Here is a 13903-nt window from a genome sequence, read left to right on the forward strand (position 1 = left end):
AACTATGTTGTTAAATTTTTGTTAAGTAGAGGACGTGATGCAGAGTAAGGATTTCGAATCTTTTTTTGGGCGGCTCAAGGAAGAGACTGATATTTCAACCCAGGCCCAATTGGCCAGAGAACTCGGGGTCGGCAGGGCTGCCGTTTCTCTGGTAAAGAAAAAAGGTGCAGTTCCGCCGCGTTGGATTCTGGAGTTGTCGGTGCGCTATAATCTGGACTCTACATGGCTTGAATCGGGAATTGGCTCACCACGTCCCGAGGTCAGTGCCGAAGAATTTGCCGGAGATTTTTCCAGAATTCCCAAAGTTGCGGCCCGTCTTTCCGCCGGTGGCGGGTCTTTCGAGACCGGTGGGCAGGTTGAGGGGTATTACGCTTTTCGTAAGGACTGGATTCAGAGCAAGGGTAATCCCGGTGATATGGTTCTCATGGAAGTCTACGGGAACAGTATGGAACCGGAATTAAAAGAAGGCGATGTTGTCCTGCTGGACCAATCTCGTCAAAATATCCTCGCCGGTGGTATTTATGCTGTTGGAGTGGAGGATACCGTAATGGTTAAAAGGGTTGAAAAACGTCCGGGGCAGATGGTGCTGCATAGTGACAATAAAGACTACTCTCCTATACATCTCGGTGGAGATGAATTGGATAATGTAAGGGTACTGGGACAGGTTGTCTGGGTATCGCGTGAGTATCATTAGCGCAACATTGTGACTTAAATCGTCCGGTTTTGTTTACTGATATTAAGCTTGGCGTTTTTTAACTTCACAGTAATCTATTCATGAAGTCCATAGCACTTACAGGAAAGTGGTATTTGTATAATAGTATGAACTTCATTTATATCCAGAAATATTAAGTCTGTGCTTTTTATGCGATTAATTGGTTTTAAGCTCTGTATGGCTTTGTAAGAGTATACTTTCGGGTAAAGGTTCTCCTTGAAAAGGGAGAACCTTTTTTTGTGTGTAATTTAAGATGTGTGGCAATGTTAGGTTAACTTTTTTTGCGTATTGTGTTTATTTTTGCTTGACGAAGTGGTTTTGTTGTGGTGAATTATACTCGTCACATGGCAGGAAAGCAGCGGGAAGGTGAAGCCCGTTTTACTTCAGATAAAGCAGAGTGAACAGGAGGCAATCATGCAGGAAAGATTTTGCAAGTGCGGCAACCGGGTCATGGTGCAGTATCACAGCAAAAAGTCCTCGGACTGGTTTACCCGTTTCTGGGTGATGGGGTCAACTTTCGGCAAGACCATCAGGGTCTGTCCGGAGTGTGGATCTCCGCTTGATATAAACAATCTGAACTAGGTTGGCAGCCTCCTTTCTCTTTATATATTTCTAGAATTTCTCCCGGCTCGTTCCCCTGTAGCCGGGTTGAAAACAGTATCATCTCATCTATTCACACTCAACTATCTCTCATCACCCACCTGAAGGTAAGCCGCCCGTCCGGGCGGTTTCCTTTCATGGTGCTGGACCTGATACCGATAGATTGCTAACTGTCTGCCCAAAAAGAGATTAACTCCACAAGAGTCTCCGGAGGTATGTGATGGGAGAATGGCTGATCGATTTTCAGGGACGGAATCATTCCACTGCGATCAAACTTAATTTTCTGTGGCAACAGGATAATATTTTCATAATGGACAATCACAGGGCAGCGCTCTGGTGCTGGATTGATGCTTTAAAGACTAACAAAGAGCTCAGCCTTTTTCATGTGGACCGGCATTTTGATGCTCTTTTATCCCAGCAGGATTATTCTCATTTTCCTCACGAGCAGTTTGAATGCATGGATATACAGGAGTATCTGGCTTGTGGTTATGATAATGATTTCTTTGCGGTAACTCCTCTTTTCCGCTGGGATAATTATCTGGGACTTTTTATTGAAAAATACCGCCAGCGTATAAAGGACTGGTCTTTTGCCACCCACGGTAAAGGTGCGGCTCCGGCTTCCATAAGCTACTCTTCCTATGAGCCGTGGGAATTTCCTGCCGCTATTGATGGATTGACGGGTAAATGGATTTTTAATCTGGATCTTGATTATTTTTTCAGCCGCATGGCATGCGGAAATATGGGACGTCTCTTTACTGATGAATTCATTTTGGGGTGGGGGGATTCTCTGGCAAAAGCATTAGAGAGAGGAGTAATTGAAACTCTGACTATAAGTCTGAGCCCTGAGTGCGCTGCGGGATGGGACGGGACTGAGGCGGCTTTGAGTGTTTTTCTTGAAGGACTCGGGGTTAATTTCTCCCTGCCGGACGAGTAATCGGTTTTCAATTTTAACAATCTCCGGAGAAAATTGAATATTCTCCGGAGATTATGTTTAAAAAACTAGTTACTAATCCCGGTTCCATACTTTGAATTTGTGGTTGGCAAAAAATTCAGTGTAGAGCTTTTCAGCTTTCTCCTTGAATTTATCGTCATGCATAATCAGCACGCTCAGCGCTTCGTATTTGAAATAGGCTATCACGTCATCCCAATCCACTTCGCCTTTTTTGTCCTTGAATCTGAATCCCTGCAGTCCGGGTTCGACCAGCTTCTGGGTCATGGGATCATCGACTCCGGCATTCTCAAAAAATTCGCATATTTCTTTTTTAACTTCCTCGGGCCAGTCAGTATCTCCAAGGGGAATCAAGTCCTGAAATTTATTCTCCTGACCTTTTTTAAGAATGTACATATAGATTTGTTCTCCGTTTTGATTACTTTTTATTCTTGATGAGAGTATGGGGCAAAATAAATACATTTTCAAGGATATCGGTGTGAGTTTGGAATCAGCTTTCAAAAACACATTATCATCAACTAATTGTCACTCCACCGTAATGATCGTTCGGCTGGAGTGGGATAGTTTATATCTAACAACACTTCTTCATCTCGCGATGAAAAATGTACCAGCCTCTTCCCAGCTGTCCCCCCGGCCTCTCCCTGATCAGGGCCGGGGGGAAACCTTTTTAGGGACCCTTTATTCCATCTTTTCAAATCTTCCGATTATCTGACCTGTAGCCGGGTTTCTTGGGGCATCGTCGAATTCAGTTTTAAGGAATGTGAGAGCCGAGTAGTCAGCAGAGAAAACCAGCGTCCTTATTTGTGAATTTCCCCCGCCTTCGTCATATTCAATTATATCTGTAACGTAGAGAGTGTTGCCGGAAACCGTGACTGTGCGTTGTACCAGCGAATCATCCAGTTTCCAGCTTTGTTCTGCAAAAGTCCCGTTTACCGGAATGATGTAGTAATCATAATGACTTTTTTCTTCAGGCTCATTAACCGCTACTGTCAAAGCGGCTTCAGCGCTGACCATACGTCCTTTGTAATGTACTGTCACTTTGCCTTTGAATTCTCCGCACAGTCTGCTGTTTTGAGTTATTTTTTTTGTATGGGAGGAAGATCTGCTGTCGGGAGCAGGATCGGTAGTAACTGTGGGCTGTTCTGTGGTTCTGTATCTGGGCCGTTTCAGATCCAGCAGATATTGTTCATCCTGTGCTAGCAATGAATTGGATAACAGCAGGATACTAAAGGCAGCCAATAAAATTTTGTACATGGATTCAGAACTCCCTTTCACTGGATATAAATGAGTATTTGCATTATGCTTAAGCTACTATTTTTTCAGGAGAGTAACATGATTTTTACTAACGCGAAATTGATTCCGCTTTTGGTGATTGTTTCATTGGTCATATCAGCTGCTCCGGCTTATGCTGAAATGCAGATCAAATTGAAAAACGGCCAGGTTCTGGAAGTTCCTGTTTCAAAGGAAGAAATTGAATCCATAGAGTATAAGGATTCTGAACCTTCCCCTGAAGAGAAGGTTTTCCCCGAGGATTCTATACGTATTCGAAGTGCAAAATACGGAAACGTGAGTTTTGAACTTGGAAATGAGCTTGGATATAAACAATATTTTTGTGATGCGGCGCCTGAGCTTGTCAAGCGCTGCAACGGGAAAGGGCTTTGCAGAATAATTGTTGGAAGCAACATTTGTGGAGATCCCTATCCGGGACGAGGGAAGTATCTTTATGTTGAATACACATGTGGTGGCAGACTGAAGCGGGCCAAGAATACCCAGACCGAAGTTATGCGCCTAAAGTGTCCCTGATTTTTCGTTGTCAGGCCCGTTTTTTGCTCTATCTTCCGGAAGTGAAAAATAATCCTTACGGAGGATAGTGAATGAGGAAGTTCGTGGCTTTCGGGCTTGTGCTTATGAGTGGTTTTCTTCTGGTAAATTCAGGGGTTCAAGTCTACAGATGTTTTGTTCCCAGAAAAATGAACAAGCCGGTTGAAGTCAGATTGGTAAGGATTGAGGGGAAAAATTGTCCACTTTATTTTCCCTCAGACCAGTAGTCTGGAGTTATCTCAGGTAGCTCTTCTTGTGACAGAAATTTGTTAAAGTCATTTAGGAAGTCAGATTGTGTTCTTTTGACCATCATGTGCAGGTTGAAAGTGTACAGTGGAGACTCAATCATCCTGAATTCATTCATGTTAAGTTTTGCCCGCTCCAAAAGAGCGGGCAAAGTTGTTTTGTTGCATACGGCAGCGTCTACCCTCCCTTTCAAAACAAGTTCCAGAACCTGTGTGGTGCTGTACACTGCATGCTTTTTAATTAGTCCTTTATCAAAAAAATAGTCCAGCGGGCCGTACCCATTTCCGTGAAGAACGGCAATCGTCTTGCCTATGATAAGGTTTAAGTCTGTTGAGTTTATAGTGGAGTCTTTACGGACAAGAAGGTGGTCACCCATCTCCCATAGAGGAGCGGATGCGATAAATCTGGATTTGATTTCATGGTTTGTAAATATCGGTGATGTTAGGGCAAAGGCATCTGCACCGCCTTCGCGCATGACTTTGGATATCCTTGCCCTGGGCAGGCATTTGTATTCAAAAGAATATTGGGGGTGGCTTTTTTGGAATTTTTCAAGGATATCAATAAATATACCTGTCAGGCTGGCAGAGGGGTTTCTTCGTGTTGTCACAGTATAAAAAGGAGGAAATCTGTAGCCGAAAAGAATTTTTATCTGCTTGGGCATCCGGGAGTCAGCTTGGGCCCTGCTGACATCTAAAATACCTGTCGATAACAAAATAAGCATTAATATAAGTATTAAATTTAGGAATTTAGTCATTGCACACTGGCTTGGAAGGCTGATTATTTATAAGGATTGAATACTCACTTGAGAGGGTGATATGAAAGTCATGTATACTTTTTTGAAGATTTTTACACCTTTTTTATTTCTACTGATGACTGTAGCTGTACTCTGGTTTTTTTTCAAATGGTTCAGTGAACAGGACTATGAAATCAGTGAAGTCAGACAGGGGAATGTACTTGAGGCACAAGGAGTGGATAGAGAGGCTGAATCGTCATCGGAAAAGCTTAAAGTTTTAACTTACAATATGGGATTTGCCGCCGGACCGATGCAGCATACACTTGCTGATGAACACCCAGAGTTGTTTTTCAAAGCGAATCTGGACAAAATAATATCAATGGTCAGGGAGCAGGATGCCGATATACTGCTGCTGCAGGAAGTGGATATAAATTCAAAACGGTCATGGTATAACAATCAGTTGGATTACCTGATGGACCGGCTGGGCTACAGGTTTGCCGCTCCTGTTCTTGATTGGGATTTGTATTTTCCTTTGCGTAAGGAAAAGAAAATAACCAAGGCGACAGTTGTAATTTCACGATATCCTATTGTCTCAAATGAATTTACACTTACCAAGGCAAAACCCAATTTTGATAGCTACCTTCTGAATGTTTTTTATTATCCATTGTTGTGGAAATCATGCATGCAAAGAGTCTCGGTCAAGGTCGGTACAAGGGTCATAGATGTATATAATATCCATTTGTGTGTCTGGAGCAGGGAGGCCCGCATAGCGCAGGCTGAGTTTCTTTGTGATTGGATAAAAAGGAAGAGTCCCGATCGACCGTTCATTATTGGTGGAGATTTCAATTTTCAGGCCTATATCAGAGGAACGCCTGTTCCGGAACAGGATATGGCCAAGACTCCTTTTATGAATATTCTTTGGGATCAAATTCCGGGAATAAAGGAAGTGCTGTCCAACAAAGGTGCTACAATTGAAGATCTGCATAAATATTTTACCTTTCCCGAGCGCAATCATAGATATGATTTTATATTTTATTCCAGCCAGCTGCATTTGGATAAGTGTAAAATTGTCCGATCTATAGATTCATCAGATCACTTACCGGTTTCTGCAGAGTTTCGTTATTCAGCAGAAAGGTGATAGATGAAATAATTTTGCAGTTGCATCAGTCTGGTTTTTGATCTTTCCAAAACGTGTTATGTAGAAATAAAAATGCGTTAAAAGGTGTAAGGTGTTCTTTTTTAATCCTTGTGCATTGGAGAGGCCATGAAGAAAAATTTGCTTGTGCTTCTGTTTTTTTTACTGGTTGTTTCTGGAGGATCTGCCAGTGCGGATTCTCATGAAGAATCCGTGAAAAAAGTATTTATTGTACATAGCTACAGTAGGAATAATATATGTGGTTTTCCCCAGCATAAAGGAGTTGAAGAAGTTCTTGCTGAAAATGGTTTCAAGGTGGGGGGTAATCTTGCGCTGCATACCTATGCCATGGACACCAAAAAAAAGAATACAACTAGGAAGCAGGTTGAGCTGGAAGGCCGAAAGGCTCTTACGGAAATAGACAGGGTCAAGCCTGATGTGGTTGTTGTTCTGGATGATAACGCATTCAGGACTGTCGGACTTTCATTGCTGGATACAGATATCGGAGTTGTGTATTCCGGCATGAACGGCCAGCCGGAGGACTACAACCGTCTAAAACACTGGATGGAATCCAAAGAGAAACCGGGGCACAACATTACCGGGGTTTATGAGAAATTACTGGTCGAGGATGCTTTCCGGGTGCAGAAAATGATAGTGCCGGGACTGAACAAGGTGCTCTTTGTTTCAGATAATTCCCCAACTGGAAGGGCCATACGCAAGCAGTTCGAGTCAGAGCTGGCTGAAAGTAAGGCCGGGATTGATGTTGATATCAAGGTTACAGATTCTTGGGAAGAATATATGGATATCATACGGGCTGCTGATCAAAACCCGGATATAGGTGCTGTTTATCCGGCAGCAACGCAGCTTAAAGACAAACAAGGTAATATCCATGGAACCGAGGATGTCATTGGCTGGACCGTTAAGAACAGCAGGACTCCTGGCATTCCTCTGAACTACTCATTTGCCAGATTGGGGATGCTGGGAGGGGCCGGAGTGGATTTTATTTCAATGGGACGGCAGGCCGGGATGATGGTCGTAAAGATACTGAAAGGGGGCTCTGCCGGGGATATCCCGCTTGAGGATGCGAAAAGGTATGCGCTTGTATTCAACCTGAACCGGGCAAGGGTACTTGGTCTTGAAATTCCAGAGGACATGTTGATGGCCGCTGATGTGGTTTACAGGTAAACCCTTTCCATCAGGTTACTGATACTGATATGACTATGAATTTTTCGTACAGGCTTTCAACCGTCGTAGCCGCAAGCATATGCGGTATGGTAATCTTTACCGCGCTGGCTCTTGGCGGTGTGTTCTCCTACAGCTATATAGAAAGTCTGAAAACAGAATTCTATGACCGGGTGCGCGCTGAAGGGGAGGAATACAGTCTGGAGGTCTACAGTTTTCTGCATCAGGCAATGGCAAGGCTTGAGGAACTGGGCCGGGATAACTCCATCAGGGTCACCATGATGCTTGGAGTGGACTACCCTTTGTCGGAAAAACTGGCTGGGTATGACCAGCTTATTGCCGGTGTGGACTATTTTATCCAGCGAAGGGACGATGATAAGATCTTTTCTTCTTCCTCTAAAGCCTATAACGAGGATCTGGTCCGTCATGCTTTGAATGAAGCTCCTTATAATTGTTCACTTTGCTCGTCTGAAGGTGGTAAAATCAAAACAATTTACTCCATTCCGATCAGAAGCAGGTCAGAAATTGTGGGGAGTGCGGCGTGCGTCGTGAATCTAGCGAATACACGACTGAGGCAGGTGGTCCGTAATACTCTCGGCAGCAGAATGATTCTTTTTGATGAAGGAAAGTTCTTTGATCTCCTTGAAGGGAGTAAGGTGCGGCTCATTCAGGGAAAATCTGTGGGAGATAAGATGAGGGTGGCTGTATTGGGAAAAAATACAGAAGGTGTCCTCTTTAAAAGTTCTCTGGTCCCCGGTTTATCTTATTTTGTTTCCGACCAGCGGTTGAATAATTCGCTGTATCGGACTTTCTGGTTGTTAATGCCCCTGTTTGTCGCAGTTATCGGGCTTAGTGTGATCGTGGCTTTTTTTATCAGTGACAAGCTCACCAGACCACTCAGAACGATAATGGATTCAGCTGAAGATATTTCCAATGGAGTGGGCGGGAGCATTGTAAACAAAGGAAGTCGTATTTACGAAATCAATGCCTTGCAGAATTCTCTTTCATCAATGCTTGAAAGCCTGAAGAAATCCAAGGGGCTTGAGCAGTATCAGTTCTTTTTCGATAATGTTGGTGATCTTGTCTGCATTACTGATATCAACGGCACTTTTCTTGAGGTAAACTCCACTGTCAGTTCCTGTCTGGGATACGAAAGGGAGCAGTTTCTTAATAAGACCTTCTATGAGTTGGTGATGCCTCATGAAAGGCAGACTCTCCGCGGAATACTTAACTCAATGTTTGCGGGAGACACTCTGGAAAGCTTTGAGTGTTCATTAAGCACGATCGAGGGAAAAATAATTCACTGTGAAGTCCGCTCCCGGAAGATTGAGTACAAGGGCAGCGATGCCCTTTTGAGTGTCGTGCGCGATGTCACAGACCGTAAAAGGGATGAGGAAAATCTCCAGAGGTATGCCTCTGAGCTTCTTAAAGCCAAAGAAGTGCAGGAGCGTAACTCAGCACGCATGTCGGTAACTCTCAAGAAACTTGAGGATGCAATGGCACGCGCCGAGATTGCAAACCGGACAAAGAGTGAGTTTCTGGCTCAGATGAGTCATGAGATAAGGACTCCGATGAATTCGGTCCTTGGCATGGCAGATATGCTTTCGGAAACAAAGCTGACATCTGAACAGAAAAGTTATGTCACTATTTTCAGGGATTCTGGAAAGGCTCTGCTTCATCTCATTAATGATATTCTTGATCTTTCAAAAATTGAGTCCGGCAAACTCACCCTCGAAAGTACCTCTTTTGATATAGATAGGCTTGTTGATGAGGTGGCCGGAGTTATGTCCGTGGCGGCCTGGAAAAAGGGGTTGGCATTTTCCTGCCAGGTGCATCCTGAGATGGCTGGCGGTTATGTCGGAGATCCTACAAGAATCAAGCAGATAATTGTCAATCTGTTGAGTAATGCCATTAAGTTTACTGAGTCCGGGATGGTCCTGCTCAATGTTTCGAGTATTCCCCGCCCTGAGGGCAAGGTCAGTCTGGTTATGGTTGTCCGGGATACAGGCATAGGTATTTCTGAAGATAAAGTTGATGTGATTTTTGAAAACTTCGTACAGGCTGATTCCTCTACCACCCGTAAATATGGTGGGACGGGACTTGGACTTTCCATTACACGCAATCTTGTGGAACTCATGAACGGGGAAATTTCAGTCCGGAACCTCCCTTCAGGGGGAGCTGAATTCAGGGTTGAGATTCTCGTTGGAAAGGGTGAAGGGTACTCACTTGAAGACGCTTCGGTAAGGGCTGCAGTGGAAGGCAGAAAATTACTCGTAATTGAAGACAGTCCAACAGTGCGAAATTTCATCTGTGATTGCCTCACCAATTGGGGGGCCTACTGTGCACATGCCGGTAGTTCATCATTTCTGTGTGTTCAGGATGAGACTCAGGTTTATGATGCCGAGCTGGTTTTTGTGTCCGATAAACTGGGCGATGAGGATGGACTCTGCGAGATAGACACTATCCGCGAGCGCATGAAACTTGATAAAGTTAATTTGTGCACCCTTTCGTCCTCCCCCGGAGACAGCAGCAACAGACCCGAAGTAAATTCACTTTTCGGTGTGAAAGGAAGTGTACCCTGGCCTGCGACAAGAGGCGGGCTGAGACAGGCTATGCTTGAAATATATACAAACTATGATGCTGATATCCGGCCAGATGTCCTGACAGCCGAGTTGTTGCCGTTGCGGTTGCTTGTAGCGGAAGATTCTGACAGCAACAGAATGCTTATTGATTTCTTCCTCAAGGATACCCCGTTCAGAATAAGCTATGTAAAGGATGGTATTGAGGCGGTTGAAGCTTACAGAACACACAAGTTTGACCTGGTGATTATGGATATCCAGATGCCTGTAATGGACGGCTTTGAGGCGGCCAGAGAAATCAGAAGCTATGAAAGAGACAGAGGGTACCCAGCCACTCCTATACTGGCATTGACAGCCAACACTTATGCGGAAGACCGGGAAAAATGTATTAAAGCCGGATGCACTGATTATCTTGCCAAGCCGATCAAGAAAATAACCCTGATCAAATCCATTTTGCAATACTGCCTGTAGGCAACATGTGCGGGGCCCTGATATACAGTGCCCCGATTGTGACTATCTGTTTTTTTCAAGCCAGTTTCCGAGGGCTTCCTGAAGTGAAGATGAGGCAAGGTGTGCGCAATGGGTTTTATCATCCGGCAAGCCACCCAGAGCTTTTAGTATATCTTCTCCTCCGATTTCAGATGCCTGATCAACTGTTTTGTTCAGGGCAAGCTCACAGGCCATGTCTCCGCTGACAATACTTGCTCCGCAGCCGCTTGTGTAGAAAGAGGCTTTACTGATGATCCCGTCCGTAATCCTGAGAAAAATTTTAATGATATCACCGCATACACCATGCATTTCACCTTCAGCGTCGGGGTGCTGCATGATTTCGGCAAAGCAGGGATTTTTCCATCTGGCGGTAGTTGCCGGACCGAACATATCAAGGGCCGCATCATCACATTGTTCCTGAATATTATTTAGAAGGTTATCCAGATCGTTCATTGAAATCTCCTTTATAAAATATGAAATGCAAAACTGGCTCATGTCAGGGAAAAAAGCAAACTTCTTTTATCTGCTCCCGGTCTGTACCGGGGTGTTCAGCCATAATGATATTGTAATAAGGCGGGATTTATTGTTGAATAAAAGGAAGGGAGCCGTATAAGGCGGGTTGAAAACATGGAATTAAGACAATTGAGATATTTTATTGCCGTGGCTGAGGAGTTGCATTTCGGCAGGGCCGCACGGAGAGTTCATATTGCCCAACCCCCTTTTTCTCAACAGATCAAGGCTCTTGAGGAAGAGGTCGGGGCGCGGCTGCTGGAAAGGAACAGCCGTAAAGTCAGACTTACCAGCGAAGGCAGGTTCTTTTACGGGCAGGCTGTATCCATACTTGAGCAGGCCGAGGAGGCCGCTTCCACCGTAGGACGTATGGCAAGGGGCGAGTATGGAAAGATCAAGGCCGGGTTCACTGAAACAGCTATGGACAGCCTGCTTCCGGAAGCGGTGCGGTCTTTCAGCCATCGCTATCCCGGTGTGGGGATGCAGTTCAGCCAGTTCGGAACTTCAACCCAGCTTGAAAGAATAAGAAGCGGTGAACTTGATGTCGGTTTCTCAACCATTTACCGCCATGCTATGGATGGGCTTTCATCGGTAAAACTTTTTTCAAAGAATCATGTTCTGGCTGTTCCTGAAGATCATATCCTTACAGCGAAGGATAATGTATCCTTGGAGGAAATTGCCAGAGAGCATCTGATAATGTTTCCTCGCAGTGGACAGCCTGACCTTCATGACGCCATTATGAATGCTTTTCGTTCCCGAGGTCTGTTCCCGGTTGTAAGTCAGGAGGTGTCCGGGCTTTCCGGTGCTTCCGCTCTGATTGCTTCCGGCATGGGGGTTACTTTTCTTCCTGAAAACAGCCGGACATCCAGAAAAGGAATAGCTCTGGTTCCCCTGCAGGATGATTTCCCCGGCATGGATATCTGCATGGTCTGGAGCAGTGAGGAATATTCCAACACAGCCGGTGTGTTTATGGAGTGGGTCGCTGATTATTTTTCTGTATCAAAACCATTTGCTGAAGAAGTGGGTGTTTAAGTTTGCCGGGTAAGGTTTTTTAATGACGGATATTCTGGACGGATTTGAAATTTCATGGGCCCCCGCCATTACTGAAGTCGGGCGGGATGAATGGAACAGGTTGGCTCGGCCAGCCAGTTTCCCTTTTCTTGAATGGGACTGGCTTAGGCTGGTGGAGGAAAGCGGAAGTGCGTCTCCTGATACCGGATGGCTGCCTGCTCATCTTCTGGTGCGTAATGAAGGCCGCCTTGTCGGTGCGGCGCCTCTCTATGTCCGAGATCAGAGTGAAGGTGAATTTATTTTTGACCGGGTCTGGTTCGAGGTCGCTCAGAAGGGGGGGATATCCTATTATCCCAAGGTTGTCGGTATGAGTCCTTTTACCCCTGCTACAGGGTACAGGTTTCTAATTGATTCTGACGTTCCAAAAGGTAAAGTCACCGGGCTGATCTGCAACACTCTGGACCGGTTCTGCTCTGTTAACGGTCTCGGCAGCAGCGCTTTCAACTTTGCCGACAGTGAGTGGGTTTCAGAAATGGAGGCCTATGGGTATGCTGTATGGAAACATCAGGGATATGTGTGGACCAACAGTGAATATCGCGACTTTGATCACTGGCTGGGAACGCTGAACAGCAACAGACGCAAAACTGTGCGTCGTGAAAGAAGGGCTCTGAGAAGGGAGAATATAAGAGTTGAAACATTTACCGGGTATGAGATACCGGATGATTTGTTCAAAAAAATGTATACCTGTTATGAGTCCACGAATGATAAATTTGGCGTCTGGAGCTGCAAGTATCTCAACCGTGCTTTTTTTGACGGGCTCACCTCATATATGCGTGAGAATCTGCTTTTTATAGCAGCATACCGTGGGGATGATCCTGAGCCGCTGGCTTTGTCCATGTATGTCTTTTCCGGTGATAACCTGTGGGGAAGGTACTGGGGCTGTTTCGAGGAAGTCCGCTTCCTTCATTTTGAGCTTTGCTACTACACTCCCATTGAATGGGCTATTGCCAATGGAATCCGGACCTATGATCCCGGAATGGGGGGAGAGCATAAAGCCAGACGTGGTTTTTTCTCCACACCATCGTACAGCCTGCATAAGTTCACAGACCCTTCAATGGATTTGACCTTTAAAACTTATATTCAGGAGGTCAATAATCTTGAGAACGGCTACATAAGCGAGATGAATGAACTTATGCCGTTGGGGCAGAAGAAAAGGTCCTGAGTATAATCATTTTTTCAAGAGAAGCAGGAACTCTCTTACCTGTGAATCATTTTTCAGAACTTCATCGTAACCGGTAAATCTGTGGTCTGTTTCATAGGATATTATTTCTGTACCCGCACTGCACAGGATGCTTTTCATTCTCTCCTGATCGAGCAGTTCATCCTGTTCGCCAATTAATGCCATGGTGCGTCCCTTTTCAACTTTGCCATCCCTGATTCCTTTTTCCAGCTCTTTCTGGACTTCATAGAACCTGTCAGCATCTTCACTGCTGATGATAATCCGTTCTCCGTTCGAAAACTCATAGGGTTCCCCTACTCTTGCAGCGATAAGATCTCCGGGAGTGAGTGCCGGATTTATGAGCAGGGCAGGAACTTTATGGCGGATATGCATGATCAGCGAATAAAGACCGCCCATGGATGAACCCTGTAAAATCAGAGGTCGTTCCCTGTTTTCCAGTACCAATTCTTCGATTATTGCAAGACTCTGCTGCGGGTCAGGAGGAAGGTCCGGGCTGATCAGTTCATGCTCGGGAAATACGCTTTTCAAGGCTTCGGCCTTGGAGTTTGTGCCGGATGAACCGAATCCATGTATGTTGAGAAAAATGTTTTTCATATCAGGGTGATTGAGTTATGCTCTGTAACAATTTTTAAATAGTATTGATCGAATCGGTGGAAAAAATAATACAAAGTATCATCCGGTGCAAGGTCAGTTGTG

Annotated in this window: 14 protein-coding genes; 9 read left to right on the forward strand and 5 right to left on the reverse strand. The window is 45.0% G+C overall.

Going from position 1 to position 13903, the window contains the following annotated elements; genetic code table 11:
- The first annotated feature begins 37 nt into the window (after positions 1-37).
- From ACZ5PW_RS06300 to ACZ5PW_RS06310, 3 genes are all read left to right on the forward strand, one after another.
- Positions 38-694 carry a LexA family transcriptional regulator gene (locus tag ACZ5PW_RS06300; protein WP_464559020.1) on the forward strand — a complete coding sequence of 219 codons (657 nt, stop codon included), beginning with the start codon at positions 38-40 and terminating at the stop codon, positions 692-694.
- Between the two features lie 432 nt (positions 695-1126).
- Entirely contained in the window at positions 1127-1294 is a 168-nt protein-coding gene (locus ACZ5PW_RS06305) for a hypothetical protein (RefSeq protein WP_464559022.1), read from the forward strand.
- A gap of 238 nt (positions 1295-1532) precedes the next feature.
- Complete coding sequence (locus ACZ5PW_RS06310; protein ID WP_464559024.1) at positions 1533-2246, forward strand: peptide arginase family protein; 714 nt, start codon at positions 1533-1535, stop codon at positions 2244-2246.
- A 72-nt stretch (positions 2247-2318) separates the two neighbouring features.
- On the opposite strand, the gene ACZ5PW_RS06315 is transcribed toward ACZ5PW_RS06310, so the two are convergent.
- Positions 2319-2657 (reverse strand): hypothetical protein, encoded by a 339-nt coding sequence (locus tag ACZ5PW_RS06315; RefSeq protein WP_464559026.1) that lies wholly within the window; start codon positions 2655-2657, stop codon positions 2319-2321.
- Positions 2658-2939: 282 nt separating this feature from the next.
- Positions 2940-3515, reverse strand: coding sequence for a hypothetical protein (locus ACZ5PW_RS06320; RefSeq protein WP_464559028.1), 576 nt, complete (start codon positions 3513-3515; stop codon positions 2940-2942).
- A 78-nt stretch (positions 3516-3593) separates the two neighbouring features.
- On the opposite strand from ACZ5PW_RS06320, the gene ACZ5PW_RS06325 reads away from it, so the two are divergent.
- Positions 3594-4064, forward strand: a complete 471-nt coding sequence (locus tag ACZ5PW_RS06325) for a hypothetical protein (RefSeq protein WP_464559030.1) — start codon at positions 3594-3596, stop codon at positions 4062-4064.
- Between the two features lie 223 nt (positions 4065-4287).
- Here the strand turns inward: ACZ5PW_RS06325 and ACZ5PW_RS06330 are convergent, their stop codons facing one another.
- A complete protein-coding gene (locus ACZ5PW_RS06330; protein ID WP_464559032.1) occupies positions 4288-4989 on the reverse strand; it encodes a substrate-binding periplasmic protein in 702 nt (233 codons plus the stop codon).
- Between the two features lie 154 nt (positions 4990-5143).
- Here ACZ5PW_RS06330 and ACZ5PW_RS06335 point away from each other — a divergent pair, with 154 nt between their 5' ends.
- The 3 genes from ACZ5PW_RS06335 (at position 5144) to ACZ5PW_RS06345 (ending at position 10428) form a co-directional block, all read left to right on the forward strand.
- Complete coding sequence (locus ACZ5PW_RS06335; RefSeq protein WP_464559034.1) at positions 5144-6199, forward strand: endonuclease/exonuclease/phosphatase family protein; 1056 nt, start codon at positions 5144-5146, stop codon at positions 6197-6199.
- A 126-nt stretch (positions 6200-6325) separates the two neighbouring features.
- Positions 6326-7381 carry an ABC transporter substrate-binding protein gene (locus ACZ5PW_RS06340; protein ID WP_464559036.1) on the forward strand — a complete coding sequence of 352 codons (1056 nt, stop codon included), beginning with the start codon at positions 6326-6328 and terminating at the stop codon, positions 7379-7381.
- A 35-nt stretch (positions 7382-7416) separates the two neighbouring features.
- Positions 7417-10428: a response regulator gene (locus ACZ5PW_RS06345; protein WP_464559038.1), complete on the forward strand. Its 3012-nt coding sequence runs from the start codon at positions 7417-7419 to the stop codon at positions 10426-10428.
- 42 nt (positions 10429-10470) lie between these two features.
- Here ACZ5PW_RS06345 and ACZ5PW_RS06350 read toward each other — a convergent pair whose 3' ends face one another.
- Positions 10471-10899, reverse strand: coding sequence for an iron-sulfur cluster assembly scaffold protein (locus ACZ5PW_RS06350; protein ID WP_464559040.1), 429 nt, complete (start codon positions 10897-10899; stop codon positions 10471-10473).
- A gap of 174 nt (positions 10900-11073) precedes the next feature.
- On the opposite strand from ACZ5PW_RS06350, the gene ACZ5PW_RS06355 reads away from it, so the two are divergent.
- Both ACZ5PW_RS06355 and ACZ5PW_RS06360 read left to right on the forward strand, forming a co-directional pair.
- A complete protein-coding gene (locus ACZ5PW_RS06355) occupies positions 11074-11988 on the forward strand; it encodes a LysR family transcriptional regulator (protein ID WP_464559042.1) in 915 nt (304 codons plus the stop codon).
- Positions 11989-12010: 22 nt separating this feature from the next.
- Positions 12011-13189 (forward strand): GNAT family N-acetyltransferase, encoded by a 1179-nt coding sequence (locus tag ACZ5PW_RS06360; RefSeq protein ID WP_464559044.1) that lies wholly within the window; start codon positions 12011-12013, stop codon positions 13187-13189.
- A 6-nt stretch (positions 13190-13195) separates the two neighbouring features.
- On the opposite strand, the gene ACZ5PW_RS06365 is transcribed toward ACZ5PW_RS06360, so the two are convergent.
- Positions 13196-13801, reverse strand: a complete 606-nt coding sequence (locus ACZ5PW_RS06365) for a YqiA/YcfP family alpha/beta fold hydrolase (protein WP_464559046.1) — start codon at positions 13799-13801, stop codon at positions 13196-13198.
- Positions 13802-13903 lie beyond the last annotated feature (102 nt).

It is taken from the genome of Maridesulfovibrio salinus (genome assembly GCF_055394525.1).